Annotated in this window: 16 protein-coding genes; 11 read left to right on the top strand and 5 right to left on the bottom strand. The window is 71.3% G+C overall.

The window, feature by feature from the left end; translation table 11 throughout:
- The first annotated feature begins 16 nt into the window (after positions 1-16).
- The 3 genes from ABN273_RS19220 (at position 17) to ABN273_RS19210 (ending at position 3,082) form a co-directional block, all read left to right on the top strand.
- Complete coding sequence (locus ABN273_RS19220; protein ID WP_349450280.1) at positions 17-838, top strand: hypothetical protein; 822 nt, start codon at positions 17-19, stop codon at positions 836-838.
- Positions 835-1,422: an HAD family hydrolase gene (locus ABN273_RS19215; protein WP_349450279.1), complete on the top strand. Its 588-nt coding sequence runs from the start codon at positions 835-837 to the stop codon at positions 1,420-1,422. The genes ABN273_RS19220 and ABN273_RS19215 overlap by 4 nt, the downstream gene beginning before the upstream one ends.
- A 115-nt stretch (positions 1,423-1,537) precedes the next feature.
- Positions 1,538-3,082 (top strand): alkaline phosphatase D family protein, encoded by a 1,545-nt coding sequence (locus ABN273_RS19210; protein WP_349450278.1) that lies wholly within the window; start codon positions 1,538-1,540, stop codon positions 3,080-3,082.
- Positions 3,083-3,129: 47 nt separating this feature from the next.
- On the opposite strand, the gene ABN273_RS19205 is transcribed toward ABN273_RS19210, so the two are convergent.
- Positions 3,130-4,692, bottom strand: coding sequence for an efflux RND transporter periplasmic adaptor subunit (locus ABN273_RS19205; protein WP_349450277.1), 1,563 nt, complete (start codon positions 4,690-4,692; stop codon positions 3,130-3,132).
- 176 nt (positions 4,693-4,868) lie between these two features.
- Between ABN273_RS19205 and ABN273_RS19200 the strand changes: the two genes are divergently transcribed.
- The 6 genes from ABN273_RS19200 to ABN273_RS19175 are packed head-to-tail and all read left to right on the top strand — an operon-like array spanning position 4,869 to position 10,799.
- Complete coding sequence (locus tag ABN273_RS19200) at positions 4,869-5,993, top strand: efflux RND transporter periplasmic adaptor subunit (protein ID WP_349450276.1); 1,125 nt, start codon at positions 4,869-4,871, stop codon at positions 5,991-5,993.
- Complete coding sequence (locus ABN273_RS19195) at positions 5,990-6,826, top strand: ABC transporter ATP-binding protein (RefSeq protein WP_349450275.1); 837 nt, start codon at positions 5,990-5,992, stop codon at positions 6,824-6,826. Before ABN273_RS19200 ends, ABN273_RS19195 begins: the two co-directional genes overlap by 4 nt.
- On the top strand, positions 6,823-8,070 hold the full coding sequence (locus ABN273_RS19190) for an ABC transporter permease (RefSeq protein ID WP_349450274.1): 1,248 nt from the start codon (positions 6,823-6,825) through the stop codon (positions 8,068-8,070). Before ABN273_RS19195 ends, ABN273_RS19190 begins: the two co-directional genes overlap by 4 nt.
- Positions 8,071-8,080: 10 nt before the next feature.
- Positions 8,081-8,620 carry a hypothetical protein gene (locus tag ABN273_RS19185; protein ID WP_349450273.1) on the top strand — a complete coding sequence of 180 codons (540 nt, stop codon included), beginning with the start codon at positions 8,081-8,083 and terminating at the stop codon, positions 8,618-8,620.
- Positions 8,617-9,309 carry a response regulator transcription factor gene (locus ABN273_RS19180; protein ID WP_349450272.1) on the top strand — a complete coding sequence of 231 codons (693 nt, stop codon included), beginning with the start codon at positions 8,617-8,619 and terminating at the stop codon, positions 9,307-9,309. Before ABN273_RS19185 ends, ABN273_RS19180 begins: the two co-directional genes overlap by 4 nt.
- On the top strand, positions 9,306-10,799 hold the full coding sequence (locus ABN273_RS19175; protein WP_349450271.1) for a sensor histidine kinase: 1,494 nt from the start codon (positions 9,306-9,308) through the stop codon (positions 10,797-10,799). Before ABN273_RS19180 ends, ABN273_RS19175 begins: the two co-directional genes overlap by 4 nt.
- Positions 10,800-10,846: 47 nt before the next feature.
- On the opposite strand, the gene ABN273_RS19170 is transcribed toward ABN273_RS19175, so the two are convergent.
- Positions 10,847-12,223: an FG-GAP and VCBS repeat-containing protein gene (locus tag ABN273_RS19170; RefSeq protein ID WP_349450270.1), complete on the bottom strand. Its 1,377-nt coding sequence runs from the start codon at positions 12,221-12,223 to the stop codon at positions 10,847-10,849.
- A gap of 120 nt (positions 12,224-12,343) precedes the next feature.
- Between ABN273_RS19170 and ABN273_RS19165 the strand changes: the two genes are divergently transcribed.
- A complete protein-coding gene (locus tag ABN273_RS19165) occupies positions 12,344-13,573 on the top strand; it encodes a cytochrome P450 (protein WP_349450269.1) in 1,230 nt (409 codons plus the stop codon).
- A gap of 20 nt (positions 13,574-13,593) precedes the next feature.
- Here the strand turns inward: ABN273_RS19165 and ABN273_RS19160 are convergent, their stop codons facing one another.
- Positions 13,594-14,091, bottom strand: coding sequence for an Lrp/AsnC family transcriptional regulator (locus ABN273_RS19160; protein ID WP_349450268.1), 498 nt, complete (start codon positions 14,089-14,091; stop codon positions 13,594-13,596).
- Positions 14,092-14,190: 99 nt separating this feature from the next.
- Here ABN273_RS19160 and ABN273_RS19155 point away from each other — a divergent pair, with 99 nt between their 5' ends.
- On the top strand, positions 14,191-15,402 hold the full coding sequence (locus ABN273_RS19155; protein ID WP_349450267.1) for a trans-sulfuration enzyme family protein: 1,212 nt from the start codon (positions 14,191-14,193) through the stop codon (positions 15,400-15,402).
- A 9-nt stretch (positions 15,403-15,411) separates the two neighbouring features.
- Here the strand turns inward: ABN273_RS19155 and ABN273_RS19150 are convergent, their stop codons facing one another.
- Together ABN273_RS19150 and ABN273_RS19145 are read right to left on the bottom strand one after the other, a co-directional pair.
- Positions 15,412-16,821 carry an MFS transporter gene (locus ABN273_RS19150; protein WP_349450266.1) on the bottom strand — a complete coding sequence of 470 codons (1,410 nt, stop codon included), beginning with the start codon at positions 16,819-16,821 and terminating at the stop codon, positions 15,412-15,414.
- On the bottom strand, positions 16,818-17,423 hold the full coding sequence (locus ABN273_RS19145) for a TetR/AcrR family transcriptional regulator (RefSeq protein ID WP_349450265.1): 606 nt from the start codon (positions 17,421-17,423) through the stop codon (positions 16,818-16,820). Before ABN273_RS19145 ends, ABN273_RS19150 begins: the two co-directional genes overlap by 4 nt.
- Positions 17,424-17,448 lie beyond the last annotated feature (25 nt).

Here is a 17,448-nt window from a genome sequence, read left to right as displayed (position 1 = left end):
GGGGTGGGGAGGCGCTGTGGCCGGGATCGTCGGCGTGCACGGGATCGGCAAGTACAAGTACTACCTCGGGGCCGGGCGGTCCGCGGCCGGGGCGGCCGAGGCGATGCGGGTCAAGTGGGACCGCTATCTGCGCATGGCGCTCGGGGGCGAGACGCGGGCGTACTTCAGCGAGATCGCCTACTTCTCGCACCATCTGCACGACGGCCGGCGCGGCGACGAGGCCGCCAAGTCCGCCGCGGGCATGGAACGTCCGGCCCAGCAGGTGCTCGTCGGCTGGGCGAAGAACCTGGGCGTGGGCGAGCACGTCACGGGGGCGCTCAAGTCGTTCACCGGCTGGCTGCTGGACAGGCTGGACGGCAGGTCGGCGGCGTTCGCCAAGCTGTTCGCGCCGGAGGTGGCGGCGTACCTCACCGATGAGGCCAAGCGGGAGAAGTGCCGGCAGGTCGTCGCCGACGTGATCAGGAAGAACCGCCCCACGGTGGTGATCGCCCACTCACTCGGCAGCGTCGTCACGTACGAGACCCTCTGGGCGAACCCCGACCTCCAGATCGACCTGCTGATCACCCTCGGCAGCCCGCTCGGCATGCGCAACGTCGTCTTCGAGCGCCTCCTGCCCGCCCCCGTCAACGGCCGCGGCGAGCGCCCCAAGGGCGTCGGGCGCTGGGTGAACATCGCCGACAAGGACGACATCGCTGCCATCCCGCCCAACCTGGCCGTCAGCTTCACCGGCGTGGACGCCGAAGAGCTGGTCAACCTGGACTGGATCGACTTCCACACCGCCGAGAAGTATCTAGGCTGCCCGGCGCTGGACCCGCATCTGCGACCATTCCTGGCATGACGTGGATTGTCTTCGACTACGGCGGTGTCCTGTCCCTTCCCCAGTCCGAGTCCGACGCCGAGGCCATGGCGCGGGCGGTGGACGCGGATCCTGAGGACTTCAAGCGGGGCTACTGGGAGCACCGGCTCGAGTTCGACCGGGCGAGCCTGAGCCCGTCGGCCTACTGGTCGGCGGTGCTGGGCCGGCCCGTGACCCAGACCGAGGTCGCCCGCCTGGTCGCCATGGACGTCGCGAGCTGGGCGTACCCCAACGAGGGCACGGTCGGCCTGCTCGGCGAGCTGATCGAGGCGGGAAGGGACGTGGCGCTGCTGTCCAACGCGCCCGTCTGCATAGGCGACGGCCTGGACGAGCTGCCCTGGATCGCGGCGATCGGCCAGCGCTTCTACAGCGGCAGGATGGGCCTGGTCAAGCCCGATCGGGAGATCTACGACGAGGTCGTCCGGGCGCTGGACGCCGACCCGTCCGAGATCGTCTTCATCGACGACCGCAAGGAGAACATCGAGGGCGCCGAGCGCGTGGGCATGACGGGCGTGCACTTCACGGACGCCACCGCGCTCCGCGGCACGCTCTCGGGAGCCTGGTGAAATGACGCTGTGACATAGCGCTGTGAAACCCCGCGAACAGGACGACTGATGCTGTTCACCCGCGCTTGACTCGGCGGTCACGGCTGAGTCAGCGCGGGCGGACATACCTGTGGACGTGGACCGCAGAGCCTTCCTGACAGCGGCGACAGCCGGACTCCTCCTCCCTCAGCCGGCCACCCCGGCGGCGGCCAGGACCCTCAGATCCGACCCCTTCACGCTGGGCGTGGCCTCCGGCGACCCCTCGGCCGACGGCTTCGTCCTGTGGACCAGGCTGGCCGCCGACCCGCTGGGCGGCGACGGCCGCGGCGGCATGCCCGCCCGCGACATCGACGTGGACTGGCAGGTCTCGTCCGACGAGCGCTTCTCCAAGATCGTCAAGTCCGGCACGGCCACGGCCAGGGCGCGCGACGCCCACAGCGTCCATGTCGAGCTGGCGGGGCTGGAGCCGGGGCGCGACTACTTCTACCGGTTCAGGAGCGAGGGCCGGCTCTCACCGGCGGGCCGCACCAGGACCACGCCCACGGGGGAGACGCCGCTCACGTTCGCGGTCGCGGCGTGCGCGCACTACGAGCACGGCTACTACACCGCCTACCGCCGCCTGGCCGAGCAGGAGCCGGACCTGGTGGTGTTCCTCGGCGACTACATGTACGAGTACGGCCCCAGCGGCTACACGGCGCTGGCCGGTCGGGTACGCAACCACACGCCGGGCAAGTGCGAGACGCTCGCCGACTACCGGCTGCGGCACGCCCAGTACAAGAGCGACCCCGACCTGCAGGCCGCGCACCGGGTGGCGCCCTGGCTGATGTCGTTCGACGACCACGAGATCGAGAACAACTGGGCCGGTTCGGTCTCCAGCACGGGGGCGGCCGGCTTCACCAGGCGCAGGGCCCAGGCGTTCAGGGCGTACTACGAGAACATGCCGCTGCGCCGTGCCAGCCTCCAGGGGGCGGTGCTCAGGGTGAACCGGCGCATCTCCTGGGGGACGCTCGCGCGCTTCCACCTGCTGGACACGCGCCAGTTCCGCGACGACCAGGCCTGCCTGGACGGGGTGCGGGCCGGGTGCGACGACCGGCTGGCGTCGAAGCGGACGCTGCTCGGCGCCGACCAGTGGCGCTGGCTGGAGAGCGGGCTGCGCGGCTCGGACACCCGCTGGAACCTGCTCGGGCAGCAGATCATGATGGCGCAGCGGGACTACAAGGTCGGGCCGGGACGCGAGGTGAACCTGGACTCGTGGGACGGGTACGCGGCCGAGCGCACGCGCCTGCTCGGGTCGCTGGCGGGGACCTCCAACCCGGTGGTGCTGACCGGCGACGCGCACATGCACCACCTGGCCGAGCTCAAGACCGACTTCGACGATCCAGACTCGCCGGTGGTGGCCAGGGAACTGGTGGCCTCGTCGATCGCGAGCGACGGTGACGGGTACCGGGACCGTACGTGGATCGCGGAGGCGCTCCAGGAGAACGCGCACATCTCCTTCATCGACCAGCGGCGCGGCTACCTGATGGCGCGGCTGACCCGTGACGAGCTATCCGTCGATTTCCGGACATTGGACTACATCTCGCGCCGCGGTGCCCGCGCCAAGACCTCGCACCGCCTCACCCTGCCCGCGACGCCCGGCGCCGCGGCCGCCGGGCAGGTAGGCGCCCCGCGCGTTGGCTGAACGTTCGCTGGGAGCCGGCTGAGGATTCGCTCAGGCGCGGGCACGGCTCAGGCGCCGGGCCAGCTCGCGTCCGGGAACTCGCCGGACGTGGTGCCCGACATGACGACCTCCTCGCTCTCCTGCAGCCCCGAGGTGACCTGCACGTACTGGTCGCCGCGCACCCCCGTCCGCACCACCTTCGCCGAGTCGCGGCCGCCGGAGCGCACCGTGACCACCTGCGTGCCGTCCGACCTGCTGCGTACCGCGGCGGCGGGCACGTAGATCGCGTCCTTGGCCTCGCCCGTGGTGACCGTCACCGAGGCGGTCTGCCCGAGCATGAGGCCGGTGGGCGGCTCGTCGAAGGCGAGGGTGACCGAGTAGCGGACGAGCTGGCCGTCCACCGTCGCGGTCGGCGCGATCGCCGTCACCGTGCCCTGGTGGCGCTCGCCGTTCCGGGTGGCCAGGGTGATCTGGGCTTTCTGGCCGAGCTTGAGCCGGTTCACGTCGGACTCGGTGACCATGGCCTGGACCTGCAGCTCGTTGAGGTTGCCGAGGCTGATGAAGGTGCCGGTGCCCGCCGTGTCGCCGGCCGCACCCGCCACAGACAGGACCGTGCCCGCCGCCGGGGCCACGATGCGGGTGGCCCGTACGCCGTCGGCCGCCTGCTCGAGCGCGGCCTCCGCGCGGTCCACGTTCGCGGCGGCCTGCTCCTCGCTGATCCCGCCCTGGCCCGCCGTGCCCGTGCCCTGGCCTGCTGCGTCCGTGCCCTGGCCAGCCGAGCCCGTGCCCCGGCCGCAGGAGCCCTGGGAGGACGGCCGGGCGGCGGCGGTCGGCTTGGCGTCCGGCCTGCCGCTCGCCCTGCCGCTGGGCTGGGCCGACGGCCTGCCGCTGCCCGTGGGCTTGCCGCTCGGCGACGCCTTCGTGCTGGTGGACGGCTTGGCGGAGGAATCGCCGGTGGGAGTGGGACGGCTCCCAGGCCGGCCGGTCGTGCCGTCGGAGACGCCGCCGGTCGGGGTTCCGCCATCGGGGCCGCCGCCGGTGGGGGTGGCGGTGACGGTCGTGGTGACGGTGGCCGTCACGGTGACCGTGACCGTGGGTTGCGGCTCGGGGCCTGGATCGGTGGGCCCGGTGGTCGGCGTGGCGGTGGGGTGCGGGGTGGAGGTGGGCGCCGGGTCCGCGTCCAGTGCGGAAGGCGCCGTCGGCCCGAGCTCGCCGTTGGCCGCTGCGGTGCCGCTGCCGGAGGGCGTGCAGGCCGCGGGCGTCGAACCGGTCGAAGACGCGGCCTGCTCCTGGGCCTCTTCGGCGGCCGCCAGGTCGGCCTCGGCCGCCGTGTACGCCTCCCGGGCCGCCCGGCCGTCGATCCTGGCCAGCACCTGGCTCTTCTTCACCTTGGTCCCGACCTTGACGTACACCTTGGTCAGCGTGCCCGAGGAGCCGAACGCCAGGTTCCTGCGCGAGCCGTCCACGGTGCTGCCCGCCGCGCTGACCGTGGCCGTGACCTGGCCGCGCTGCGCGGCGGCGAGCCGTACCTGGACGGTGGGCGGGGCGTCGTCGCGCAAGGCCAGCACCAGGCCGCTGCCGGCCACGAGCACGGCAAGGGCGAGCCCGCCCAGCGCGAAAGTCGGTCTCATGGCGGCCCATCCTGGCGGAGCAGGTTCGCGCCCGGCTGCGAGCAGCCTAAGAGTTACCTGTGTGCCGGATGGGGCTGCGAGGTTGTCAGCGAACGTTCAGCTTGCTCGCGGCTCCGGCGCAGCATTGTGTGCAAGGGTCACCGGCTGTGAAGGTGTCGACAAGGCGCAGAGCGCTGATGACCAACGGAGCGCTGGTGGTGCTCCTGCTGGGCGGTGGCGTGCTCGCCTACGCCCAGCTCGGCACGGGGCAGGCGGCCGGCGAGACGGCCGTCAGGACCGTGACCGCGAGCCGCGGCTCCGTGGTGGCCTCGGTGTCCGCGTCGGGCGCGGTGACGAGCGCCAAGTCCAGAGCGCTCTCCTTCGGTACGACCGGCACGGTCGAGCAGATCTACGTCAAGGCCGGCGACAAGGTCAGCAAGGGCGACATCCTGGCCAGGCTCGACGACGACGCCGCCCAGGAGAGCCTGTCGGCGGCCAAGGCCACGTACGACAGCGCGGTGGACGAGGGGACCTCGACGGCCCAGCTCTACGCCTCCTACATCAAGGCCCGCAACGCCTACCGAGAGGCCCAGCGCACGGTCGCGGCCTCGGTGCTGAAGGCCCCGTTCAAGGGCACGATCACGGCGGTGAACGGCTCGGTCGGCGGCAGCAGCTCCGGCTCGGGCTCCGGGTCGGGTACGAGCTCGGGCACCGGCCAGAGCACGGGGCAGGCCTCGGGTTCGGCCGGCGGGCAGAGTTCCGGCGGGTTCGTCGAGCTCGCCGACGTCGGCAAGCTGCAGCTCGTGGGCACCTTCACGGAGTCCGACGTCGGCAAGCTCAAGCAGGGCCAGGAGGCCACGGTCACCTTCGACGCCCTGCCGGGGGTGAGCGCGACGGGCAAGGTCACCCAGATCGAGCCGGTCGCCTCCACCAGCAACAACGTCGTGCAGTACCCGGTCACCGTCACGTTCACGAAGGTCCCGAGCCAGGTGCGGCTGGGCCAGACGGCCACCGTCGAGGTCGTGGTCGGCCAGGCCGACGACGTCATCACCGTCCCCTCCACCACGGTCTCCACCAGCGGCGGCCAGACCACGGTCACCCTGCTCAAGAACGGCCAGCAGGCCAGGACCCCGGTCCAGGTCGGCGTGCAGGGCACGAGCCTGACGGAGATCAAGTCGGGCGTGTCCGAGGGCGACCAGATCGTGCCCCCGGTGACCACGACGAACACCACGGGCGGCAACCTGCGCTTCGGTGGCGGCGGCGGGTTCCCCGGTGGCGGTGGCGGACCCAACGGCGGCGGCGTGCCGGGAGGCGGGCGATGAGCGCCCCGCCGGCTGGCATGGTCCCGCCCGTCCTGCGGGTGCGCGACCTGGTCAAGGAGTACGGCGAGGGCGACGCCGGGGTACGCGCCCTGCGCGGCGTCAGCCTGGACGTCGAGCGCGGTGACTACGTCGCCATCATGGGCGCCTCCGGCTCCGGCAAGTCCACGCTCATGAACATCCTGGGCTGCCTCGACGTCCCGACCTCCGGCACGTACCAGATCGACGGCGCCGACGTGGGGCAGCTGGACGAGCACCAGCTCGCGATCCTGCGTAACCGCAGGGTCGGGTTCGTGTTCCAGTCGTTCAACCTGATCCCGCGCATGAGCGCGCTGGCCAACGTCGAGCTGCCGCTCGTCTACGGCGGCATCGGCCAGGCCGAGCGGCGCGCACGCGCCCTGGCGGCGCTGGAGCAGGTCGGGCTGACCGACCGCGTGCACCACGAGCCGAACCAGCTCTCCGGCGGCCAGCAGCAGCGCGTGGCCGTGGCCAGGGCGCTGGTCACGGCGCCCGCCCTGCTGCTGGCCGACGAGCCGACCGGCAACCTCGACACCGCCTCCACGGGCGACGTCCTGGAGATCCTGGACCGGCTCAGCGCGTCCGGCCGCACGATCGTACTGATCACCCATGAGAACGACGTGTCCGCGCACGCCAAGCGGGTGATCAGGCTGGTGGACGGCGAGATCGTGGAGGACCGCCGCCAGGCCCCCGTGGACGGGCCGCCGCCGCGGCTGCCCGCGCAGGATCCGGAGAACGACCCGGAGAACGACCCGGAGAACGACCCGGAGAACGACCCGGAGAACGACCCGGAGAACGACAGGGCGGCGGCCAGGTGAACCAGCTCGAGATCTTCCGCTTCGCGCTTCGCGGCCTGCTGGCCAACAAGATGCGCAGCTCGCTGACCACGCTCGGCATCCTCATCGGCGTCGCCGCGGTCATCATGCTGGTCGCCGTCGGCGAGGGCTCCTCGCAGAGCATCCAGCGCAACATCCAGCGCCTCGGCGCCAACACCCTGACGATCTCCCCGCAGTTCTCCGGGGGCGGCGGTGGCGGCATGCGGACAGCCGGCGGCGGCGGGAACACCGGCCCGCGCACCCAGGCCAGGCAGCTCAGCCTGGCCGACGCCAAGGCGCTGACCGACAGGACCCTGGCGCCCTCGGTCAGGAGCGTCTCGCCGGTCGTGACCGCCTCCTCCTCGACTGCCGCGTACGGGGCCGCCAGCCACGCGATCTCCCAGTTCGTCGGCACCTACCCCAGCTACTTCGAGGCCGTGAACAAGCCCGTCGCCAAGGGCACGTACTTCTTCAACGACGACGTGCTGGCCGCCAGGAAGGTCGTGGTGCTCGGCCAGACCGTCGTGGCGGAGCTCTTCGGCGCCGTTGATCCGATCGGCAAGCAGGTCAGCGTGTCCGGCGTGCCGTTCACGGTGGTCGGCGTGCTGAAGGAGGCCGGGTCCACGGGCATGCAGGACGCCGACGACGTGGCGATCGCGCCGCTGCCCGCCGTGCAGCAGAGCCTGAGCGGGTTCGGCTCGCTCAGCTCGATCGTCGTCCAGGCGTCCGGGTCGGAGGCCACGACGGCGGCCCAGTCCGAGGTCACGGCTATCCTCAACCAACGGCACGGCATCACGGACAACAACCCCGACTACCGGATACTCAACCAGGCCACCCTGCAGGAGACCGTCAGCCAGGCCACCGGCACCTTCACCGTGCTGCTGGGCGCTGTGGCCGCGATCTCGCTGCTGGTGGGCGGCATCGGCATCACCAACATCATGCTGGTGACCGTCACGGAGCGCACGCGCGAGATCGGCATCCGCAAGGCGATCGGCGCGCCCAGGAGCGCGATCCTGGGCCAGTTCCTGCTGGAGGCCACGTTGCTGAGCCTGGTCGGGGGGCTGTCCGGGGTGCTGGTGGCGTTCATCGGGACCAGGTTCACCGTCGCCGGCATCGAGCCGGTCCTGGTGCCGTCGTCGGTGGCGCTGGCGCTGGGCGTGTCGGTGGGGATCGGGCTGTTCTTCGGGAGTTATCCCGCCAACAGGGCGGCCAAGCTGAGGCCGATCCAGGCACTGCGCCACGAGTAAGGAGAATGACATGGCCCAGCTCGACTCTTCCCCCTACCCCGACGACCTGCGAGAGGAGCTCGCCGTCCAGCCCCGCAAGGGCCCGTCGAAGCTCACGCTGGCGCTGGCCGCCGGCGTCGTGCTGGTGGCGGGCATCCTCATCGGCATCCAGGCGCAGAGCCTGTTCGGCTCGTCGGACGCCTCCGCCGCCGGGGGGCAGCAGCGCCCCATGGGGGGCGGGTACGGCCAGCCGCAGGGTGGCTTCGGCCAGCAGCGCGGCGGCTTCGGGCAACCGCCGGGCTACGGCGGCGGGCAGCGGATGGGCGGGGGCGGCCCCGCGGGCGGCACCGTGGGCACCGTGGACAAGGTCGAGGGTGGCAAGGTGTACGTCAAGACCATGGACGGCGCCACCGTCACGGTCACCGTGAACGACCAGACCACCGTCCAGATCTCCAAGCCGGGCAAGGTGTCCGACCTGCAGACCGGCACCACGGTGGTGGTGCGCGGCCGGCAGGGCGGTGACGGTTCGGTGGCGGCCACCTCGATCACCCAGGGAGGAGGCCCTCGATGAGTGAGCCCGAGGCCAGGCTGCTGGTGGTCGACGACGAGCCCAACATCAGGGAGCTGTTCTCGGCCAGCCTGCGCATGGCCGGGTTCGAGGTGCTGACCGCGGCCGACGGCATGGAGGCGCTGCGGGTGGCCGAGGAGAGCTCGCCTGACCTGGTGATGCTCGACGTCATGCTGCCCGACCTGGACGGCCTGGCGGTCGCGGGCAGGCTGCGGTCCCGCGGCCGCCGGGTTCCCGTTCTGTTCGTCACCGCCAAGGACACGCCCGAGGACCGGATCGCGGGGCTGGGCCTGGGCGAGGACTACGTGACCAAGCCGTTCAGCCTGGAGGAGGTCATCGCCAGGATCCGGGCGGTGCTGCGCAGGACCCGGCGCGGCGCGCCGCCGCCCAACCGGCTGCGGGTGGCCGACCTGGAGCTGGACGAGGAGAGCCACGAGGCGTGGCGCGACGGCATCCCGATCAAGTTGTCGCCGACGGAGTTCAGGCTGCTGCGGTACTTCATGCTCAACGTGGGCCGGGTGCTGTCGAAGACGCAGATCCTCGACCACGTGTGGAACGGCGACTGGCGCACCGACGTCGGCCTGGTCGAGTCGTACGTCTCCTACCTGCGGCGGAAGGTGGACACGGGGGAGCGCAAGTACCTGCACACGTTGCGCGGGGTCGGCTACATCCTGCGCCCCCCACGCATATGACCAAGGTCTTCGCGCGGCTGCGGAAACACGTGGCCAGGACCCCGCTCTGGCTCCGTCTCGTCTCGGCCACGCTCCTTCTGGTCACCCTCGCCATCACGCTGACCGGCCTGTTCGCCGTACGGCTGCTGCGCGGCTACCTCGTCGAGCGGGTGGACCAGCAGCTGCTGGCGGCCAGCCGCCCGCTCCGCGACCCGCCCCCGATGGCCGAGCAGCCCCGTCCCGGCGCGCGCCCGCAGCGCTTCTTCGGCCTGTTCTACGCGGTGCTCCTGGACCCTTCCGGCGCTCCGATCAGGACGCTCAGCGAGTCGACAGAGGAGCACACGCCCGCCCTGCCCAAGCTCACTCTCCTCAAGGTCGTCGCGCTCAACGGCCGGCCCTTCACCGTCGAGTCGCGCGCCGCCGGGGGCCCGAGCTGGCGCGTCGTCGCCGTGCCGGGCCGCAGCGGCGAGAGCCGGGTGATCGCCGTCAACCTGAGCGAAGTGGACGCCACGGTCTCCCAGCTCATCCTGATCGTCGCGATCGGCGGCGGCGGCACGCTGGTGGTGCTCGGGTTCGCCTGTTATTGGCTGGTACGCCGCAGCCTGCGCCCGCTCCGCGAGATCGCGCGTACGGCCAACGACATCGCGGGCGGTGACCTGTCACGCCGCGTGCCCCTCTGGGCCGGCACCACCGAGGTCGGCAAGCTGGGCCGTTCGCTCAACAGCATGCTCGCCCAGATCGAGGTGGCGGTGCGCGAGCGGGAGGCGGCGGCCGAGTCGGCCCGCCAGTCCGCCACGGCCGCCCGGCGGTCCGAGGAGCTGATGCGCAGGTTCATGGCCGACGCCTCGCACGAGCTGCGCACGCCGCTGACCTCGATCAGGGGGTTCGCGGAGCTGTACCGGCTGGGGGAGGAGAAGGACCTGGCCGAGGCCGTACGCCTGCTGAGCCGCATCGAGGGGCAGGCGGCGCGCATGGGGCTGCTCGTGGAGGACATGCTGCTGCTGGCCCGGCTCGACCAGCGGCGGGAGCTGGCCCGGCGGCCAGTGGACCTGCTCAGCCTCGCGGCCACCGCCGTGATCGACGCCCAGACGCTCGCGCCGGACCGGAAGATCGAGCTGGTGCGGCTGTTCGGGGGCGAGGGGGAGGTGATCGTGACGGGGGACGAGTCGCGGCTCGGGCAGGTGATCAACAATCTCGTCACGAACGCCCTCAGCCACACCCCGCCTGGCACGCCCTTCCAGGTGCGGGTCGGCGGGGACGGCGACCAGGCCGTGGTGGAGGTGGCCGACGAGGGGCCCGGGTTCCCTCCGGAGGTGGCCGAGCGGGTGTTCGAGCGGTTCTACCGAGCGGATCCGGCGCGGAGCGCGGGCGGGTCGGGGCTGGGGCTGTCGATCGCGGCCACGCTCGTGGAGGCGCACGGCGGCATCGTGGTTGCGGAGGGCTCGCCGGGCAAGGGGGCGCTGTTCAGGGTGATCCTGCCCGTCGACGGCGCCGCACCCCGCCCTTCCTAGGAGGACCTCAGCTCAACGGCGCCGCGCCCGCTCTTCCTGGGCGGACCTCAGCCGAAGGTGTAGCCGTACAGGCCGCCGCCCTGGCTGAGCCGGCGCACCTTGCCCAGCTTCAGCCCTCGCTTCCGCGAGCCGGGCGCGTACATGACGAGCCCCTGGTCGGGCGCCGCCACCACCAGCCCGTAGAGCGGCCGCCGCTTGCCCAGCGTGTGGTAGCGCTCGCTCAGGGGCAGCGCGGCCAGCGCGGCGCCGAAGTCGCGTCCCTTCCCCTTGACCAGCAGGTTCCCGACCCGCGTCAGCCCGCCGGACGCGCGCCCGGCCAGCACCTGGACCGCCTTCTCCCCGGGCACGCCGATCGCCAGCTCGTCGTTGCCGTCCCCGTTGAAGTCCCCGGCCGCCAACGACGCCCCGAACCGGTCGTAGTACCGGGGCAAGCCCTCCAGCGTGTTCTGCGACCACGCCTCACTCTTGTGGGTGGTCAGCCCGCTCCGCGCCCCGTACAGGACGTCCACGGTGCCGTCGCCGTAGTCCATGGCCCGCTGGTTCGCGCTGAGGCCCTCGCCGGGGACGCCGATGGCCAGGTCGGCGCGCCCGTCGCCGTTGAAGTCGCCCGTGGCCAGCGAGGCCCCGAACGCGTCCCACTTCTCGGACGCCCCCTTGATGCCGGGGCTGCTCTGGGTGAGCTGCCGGGCCCGCTTCGCCCGTACGTCGAGCACGGTCACCGAGCCCTGCCCGTCCAGCGTGACGCTGTCGGCGGGCGCGCCGACGACCAGCTCGTCCCTGCCGTCCCCGTCGAAGTCCCCGGTCGCCAGCGCCGCCCCCCACTGGTCGGTCACGCTCGCCGCCTGCCGCACCCACCGCGTCTTCTGCGTGATCTGGTACGGCTTGCGCCCCTTCATCCAGTAGACGGTCACCGCTCCGCCCGACCGATGGCTGGGCGCGCCCACCACCAGTTCGTCCCGGCCGTCCCCGTCGAGGTCCCCGGCGGCCAGCGACGCCCCGAACCGGTCGCTGGACGGCCTGGCCAGCGCCAGCTCCTTGCCCGCGACCAGCCCCTCGGCCGACCCGTTGAAGATCTGGACGACCCCGTTCCCGTCCCCGCCGGGCACCCGGGCGCCCGCGAACTCCTCCGACACCCCCACCGCCAGGTCGGCGCACCTGTCCCCGTTGAAGTCCCCCACGGCCAGGGCCGACCCGAACGCGTCACCCGGCTCCGCCCCGTCCTGCGTGAGCTTCGCCTTCTTCCCGGACCCGTACATCACGGTCACCGACCCGGCCCGGGAGTCGTCGTAGGGCGCGGCCACGGCGAGGTCGGGCCGCCCGTCGGCGTCGAAGTCGAGAGGGTGCCCACCGCACGACCGAGCCGCGGTGGGAGCCGTACCGGAAGTGAGTGGAAGAACCAGACACGCGGCGAGCAGCAGCTTCATACCGGAAGTAATGTCCGCACCGGTCGAACCGTGCCTGAACGGCGTGGGAACGGCCCTGGAGAGGCGGATGCACATCCGTTGCCGATCCCCAGCGGCGTGGGAACGTGCCACGATGGTCGCGTGGACATCGACCTCGCGGACTTGGATTTCTGGCGCAGGCCGCTCAAAGAGCGGAATGAGGCGTTCGCCCGGCTCCGCCAGTTGGAGCATCCGGTGTTCTTCCCGGAGAAGAAGGTGCCGTTCCTCCGGTCGGGCAAGGGCTTCTACGCCCTCGTACGGCATGCGGACGTGGTCGAGGCCAGCCGCAACGCCAAGATCTTCTCCAGTGAGCCGGCCGTGACCAACCCGGAGCCGCCCGGCTGGGTGAAGCAGGTGTTCGGGGAGTCGATGGTCAACATGGACGACCCGCGCCACGCCCGCCTGCGCAGGATCGTCACCCGCTCGTTCAGCCCGAAGATGCTGGCCGGCCTGCAGGGCGACATCGAGGCCGGCTGCGCCCGCATCGTGGACGACGTCGTCAACGACGGCCCTCGCGACTTCGTGGCCCAGGTGGCCGCCCGGCTGCCCATTCACGTCATCTGCGACATGCTGGACGTTCCTCAAGAACTACGGGAAAAGGTCCACCAGCACGCCGACATCTCCACCGCCTACACCGGCGTCCGCCCCAGCCTGGCCCGCAGCGTCCAGATGGCCGGCCAGAACATGCTGGCGCTGCTGGCCCTGCAGCGCATGGTCATCAAGCTCGGCCACGAGCGCGCCGCCAACCCCACGGGCGACCTGCTGTCCCTGCTGGTCAACGCCAACCCGGACGGGGAGAAGCTGACCGACAAGGAGCTCGGCTCGTTCTTCGCGCTGCTGCTGGTCGCGGGCAACGAGACGGCCCGCAACACGATGGCCCACGGCCTCAAGCTCCTCACCGACAACCCGGCGCAGCGCGAGCTGCTGATGAGCGACTTCGGCTCGCACATCAACGGCGCGATCGAGGAGATGGTCCGCTACGTGTCGCCGATCATGCAGTTCAGGCGCACGGTCACCGAGGACTGCTCTCTGCGCGGGCTGGAGCTGAAGAAGGGCGACAAGGTCGTCCTCTTCTACGGCTCGGCCAACCGGGACGAGTCGGTCTTCCCGGACGCCGACACGTTCGACATCACCCGCGACGCCAAACCCCACGTCGGCTTCGGCGGCCCCGGCCCGCACTTCTGCCTCGGCGCCAACCTGGCCAGGCAGGAGCTGCGTACGATGTTCCGCGAGCTGCTGACCAGGCTGCCCGGCATCCGCGCGGTCGGCGAGCCCGACCTGCTGCTGTCGAACTTCGACAACAGCGTCCGCAGGCAGGGCTTCACCTTCTAGCGCCGCAGGATCGCGGGGGCTTACCTGCGCAGCACGCCGCAGCCTTCGCGTGCCTCGAACACCAACTGAGTTTCCGTCTGCCGCACCATCGGGTGGATGGTCACGTGCTCCAGAATGAGGTCGCGGAGCTCCTCCGGCCTGGTCACGGCCACGTGCAGGAGAAAGTCATCGGTGCCGCCGACGTGCAGAACCATCAAGGTCCCTGGCACATTGACCAGTCTGTCGTACAGGTTGCGGACGTGCTCGCGGCTGTGGCTCCCCAGCCGGACCTTGATGACGGCTTGCACGGGGTGGCCGAAGGCGCCCGGATCGAGCTGGGCACTGATGCCGGTGATGACACCGGACTCCCTCAGCGCGCGCACTCGGTACGCGCAGGTCGACTCGGCGACGCCCACCCGGGCCGCGAGCGCGGCGTTGGTCATTCGGCCGTCCTCCACGAGCGCGCCGAGGATGGCCAGATCGGTGCCGTCGAGAGCCCCAGGGGCAGGTTGCGTTTTCTTCGGCTGCTGGCCCGCCACAGACCCTCCTTTTGGGGAAACTTCACTGATCTTTGCAAAAATCCGTAGCTTCCACAACAAGTCTTGCAGGCGATTGTGGATCCACCCACAGTGTGTGGCATGACTTCGCCGCGTCTGCAACTTGATTCCATTGCCGTCCACGCCGGTCGGGAGGACCTGGCAGAGCTCGGTGTCCACGCTCCTCCCATCGACCTGTCGACGACAAACCCGCTACCGAACATCGAGGCCGGAGGACTGTCCTACGAGTCCATGGCTGGCGGCGGGACACCGAACGCCGAGGGCGGGGCCGTCTACGCACGGCTCTGGAACCCGACCGTGGCGCGATTCGAGTCAGCGCTGGCACAGATGGAGCACGCCGAGACCGCCGTGGCGTTCTCCTCGGGCATGGCGGCGATGACCGCGGCGATCCTGGCGACCATGAAGGAGACCGGCCGCCATCACATCCTGGCCGTCCGTCCCCTCTACGGCGGGACCGATCATTTGCTGGCATCGGGCATCCTCGGGGCCGAGGTGACCTTTTGCTCGGCGCCGGACGTAGCCGCCGCCATCAGGCCCGACACAGCGATGATCGTGCTCGAGACGCCCGCCAATCCGACCCTCGAGCTGGTTGACATCCGCGCGGTCGTCGAGGCCGCCCGTGGCGTTCCCGTTCTCGTGGACAACACTTTCGCGACCCCGGTCCTGCAGAATCCCGTCGACCTCGGTGCCGCGATGGTCCTCCACAGCGCGACCAAGTACCTGGGCGGGCACGGCGACGTCATCGCCGGCGTCATCGCCTGCGGCCAGGAGCAGGCAGCTGCGCTGCGCCGGGTCCGCGCCGTCACCGGCGGCCTGCTCCACCCGTTGGGCGCCTACCTCCTGCACCGGGGACTCGCCACGCTTCCGGTCCGGGTACGTGCCCAGCAGGCGAACGCCCAACGCATCGCCGCGTGGCTGAAGACCCACCCGAGCGTCGCCCGCGTCTACTACCCCGGGATCGCGGCAGACCCGGAGGGGCTGCTCGGCCGGCAGATGAAGGGCACCGGGGCGATGATCTCAATCGATCTCCGCGGCGGCTTCGAACAAGCAGTACGCGTCACCTCGGCAGTCAGCCTGTTCACCCACGCGGTGTCCCTGGGCGGTGTCGACTCGCTGATCCAGCACCCTGCGGCGCTGACGCACCGGCCCGTCGCCCCCGAGGCCCGGCCCGCCGTCAGCCTGGTCAGGCTCTCCATCGGGCTTGAGGACCACGAGGACCTGATGGCCGACCTCGATCAGGCCCTAGCCACACACCGCCCGATTCCCGTATCCGCGGGCGTTTACTCCGGATAGACCACGAGCCTAGTCCTCGGCCGCCAGGACGTTCGTCCTGATGGTGAAGAACGTGATCAGTGCCGAGACCACCATCATCCCGGCGCTGATCAGCATCGCCGCCCGGAACCCGGCGTTGAACACCGCCGGGTTCTCGAACGCGTCACCCACCAGCCCCACCAGCGGCGGCACCGCGGCGACGGCCAGGAGGCTGCCGGTGCGGGCCACGGCGTTGTTGATGCCGCTGGCCGTGCCCGCGTACCGCTCGTCGGCCGTGGCCAGCACGGTCGAGGTGAGCGGCGCGACCGCCGCCGACAACCCCATCCCGAAGACGGTCACCGCGGGCAGGACCTGCAGCAGGTACGAGGCGCCCGGCCCGATCGTGCTCATCGCGATGAACCCGCAGCCCGCGAGCAGGATCCCGGCCGTCATCGGCCAGCGCGGACCGAGCCGCTTGGCGACCTCGCCGGCCCTGCCCGAAAGCAACATCATCAGGATCGTCGTCGGCAGCATGGCCAGCCCCGCCGCGATGGGCCCGAAGCCGGACACCACCTGGAGCTGCACCACGAGCAGGAAGAACACCACGCCCATGGCCGCGTACATGATCAGTGTCACCACGTTCACGGCCGTGAACACGTGGTTCCGGAAGATCCCCACCGGCACCAGCGCGTCCGGCGACCTGCGGATCTCGGTCACCACGAACGCCGCCCCCAGCAGCACTCCGGCGATGAGCGGCACGGGCGCGCCCTTCTGGATCAGCCCGTACGTGATCCCGGCCAGCGCCAGCGCCGCCAGCACCGACCCGAGCACGTCGAAGCGCCCCACCGCCTCCTCGTCCTTGCTCTCGGGCACGTGCCGCAGGGTGACGAGCACGATGAGCGCCGCGAACGGCAGATTGATCAGGAACGCCCACCGCCACCCGGCCGTCTGCACGAGCCAGCCGCCCAGCAGCGGCCCGATCGCGGCGGCCACTCCGCCGAGCCCCGACCATATCCCCACGGCCCGGGGCCGGTCGTGCCGCACGAACGACGCCTGGATGATCGCCAGGGACCCGGGCGTGAGCAGCGCCCCGCCGATCCCCTGCAGGGCCCGGGCCCCGATCAGGAACTCGATGTTCGGCGACAGGCCGCACAGCGCGGAGGCGACGGCGAACCACACGGTGCCGATGACGAAGATCCTCCGCCGCCCGTAGCGGTCGCCCAGGGACCCGCCCAGCAGGATGAGGCCGGCGAGGGTGAGGGTGTACGCGTTGATCGTCCACTGCAGGCCGTCCATGCCCGCGTCGAGCTCTTTGCCGAGGTACGGGAGCGCGACGTTGACCACGGTGCTGTCGAGGAGCGCCAGGCCCGAGCCGAGCACGGTCGCGCCCAGGATCCAGCGGCCGCGGGCGGACTTGAGCTCGACGTGGGCGTCCCCGGACACCGTTCCCGGGCCGCTCACGCGGCGCTTTCGGTGTTCAGGGCCCGCAGCACGAACTCGGACACCAGCTCCGCGGCCCGCTCGACCGTCACGTCCCCGCTGATCAGCGGAACCCGCTCGGCGCCGATGACGGCGAGGATCATCCGGGCCGTGGCCGCCACGTCGAGCACGCGGAAGTCGCCGGACTCGACACCGCTGTCCAGGATCTCCACCAGGACGCGCTGCATGGGCGCGACGTGCTCGGCCAGCTGCTGGTAGGCGTCCGGGCCGAGGGCGGCGCTGAGATCGGCGGCCCCCGGGTGCGGATGGGCGAGCAGGCCGGCCAGCTGCAGCCGCACGAACCCCCGCAACCGATCGGCCGGAGAGGCGCCTTCGGGCAGGTCCCGTTCGTAGCTTTCGATGAAGTACTGGGTCACCCGCTCGGTGAACGCCAGCAGCAGCGCCGCCTTGTCAGGGAAGTAGTTGTACAGGACGGTCCTGGTGATGCCCGCCTCGCCGGCCACGTCCGTCAGTGAGATGGCGTCGATGCCGTGCACCCTGGACAGGCGGGAGAAGGCCTGCAGGATGCGGTCGCGCGTCTGCGCGCGATGCTCGCCGATGGTGGCGGCCGAGATTCGGGGCATAGGGCCATGGTAGGCCCCTTCCGGT

It is taken from the genome of Nonomuraea sp. B19D2 (assembly GCF_040137845.1).
GTDB lineage: Bacteria > Actinomycetota > Actinomycetes > Streptosporangiales > Streptosporangiaceae > Nonomuraea.
The sequence above is the reverse complement of the archived record's forward strand: the minus strand, read 5'-3'. Positions and strand labels throughout refer to the sequence as shown.

What these genes read in the sequence shown, in the direction of transcription:
- ABN273_RS19155 (WP_349450267.1), top strand. Translation starts at nt 14,191, where the DNA reads ATGACTTCGCCGCGTCTGCAACTTGATTCCATTGCCGTCCACGCCGGT.
- ABN273_RS19205 (WP_349450277.1), bottom strand. Translation starts at nt 4,692, where the DNA reads ATGAGACCGACTTTCGCGCTGGGCGGGCTCGCCCTTGCCGTGCTCGTG.
- ABN273_RS19215 (WP_349450279.1), top strand. Translation starts at nt 835, where the DNA reads ATGACGTGGATTGTCTTCGACTACGGCGGTGTCCTGTCCCTTCCCCAG.
- ABN273_RS19175 (WP_349450271.1), top strand. Translation starts at nt 9,306, where the DNA reads ATGACCAAGGTCTTCGCGCGGCTGCGGAAACACGTGGCCAGGACCCCG.
- ABN273_RS19185 (WP_349450273.1), top strand. Translation starts at nt 8,081, where the DNA reads ATGGCCCAGCTCGACTCTTCCCCCTACCCCGACGACCTGCGAGAGGAG.
- ABN273_RS19195 (WP_349450275.1), top strand. Translation starts at nt 5,990, where the DNA reads ATGAGCGCCCCGCCGGCTGGCATGGTCCCGCCCGTCCTGCGGGTGCGC.
- ABN273_RS19180 (WP_349450272.1), top strand. Translation starts at nt 8,617, where the DNA reads ATGAGTGAGCCCGAGGCCAGGCTGCTGGTGGTCGACGACGAGCCCAAC.
- ABN273_RS19200 (WP_349450276.1), top strand. Translation starts at nt 4,869, where the DNA reads ATGACCAACGGAGCGCTGGTGGTGCTCCTGCTGGGCGGTGGCGTGCTC.
- ABN273_RS19145 (WP_349450265.1), bottom strand. Translation starts at nt 17,423, where the DNA reads ATGCCCCGAATCTCGGCCGCCACCATCGGCGAGCATCGCGCGCAGACG.
- ABN273_RS19170 (WP_349450270.1), bottom strand. Translation starts at nt 12,223, where the DNA reads ATGAAGCTGCTGCTCGCCGCGTGTCTGGTTCTTCCACTCACTTCCGGT.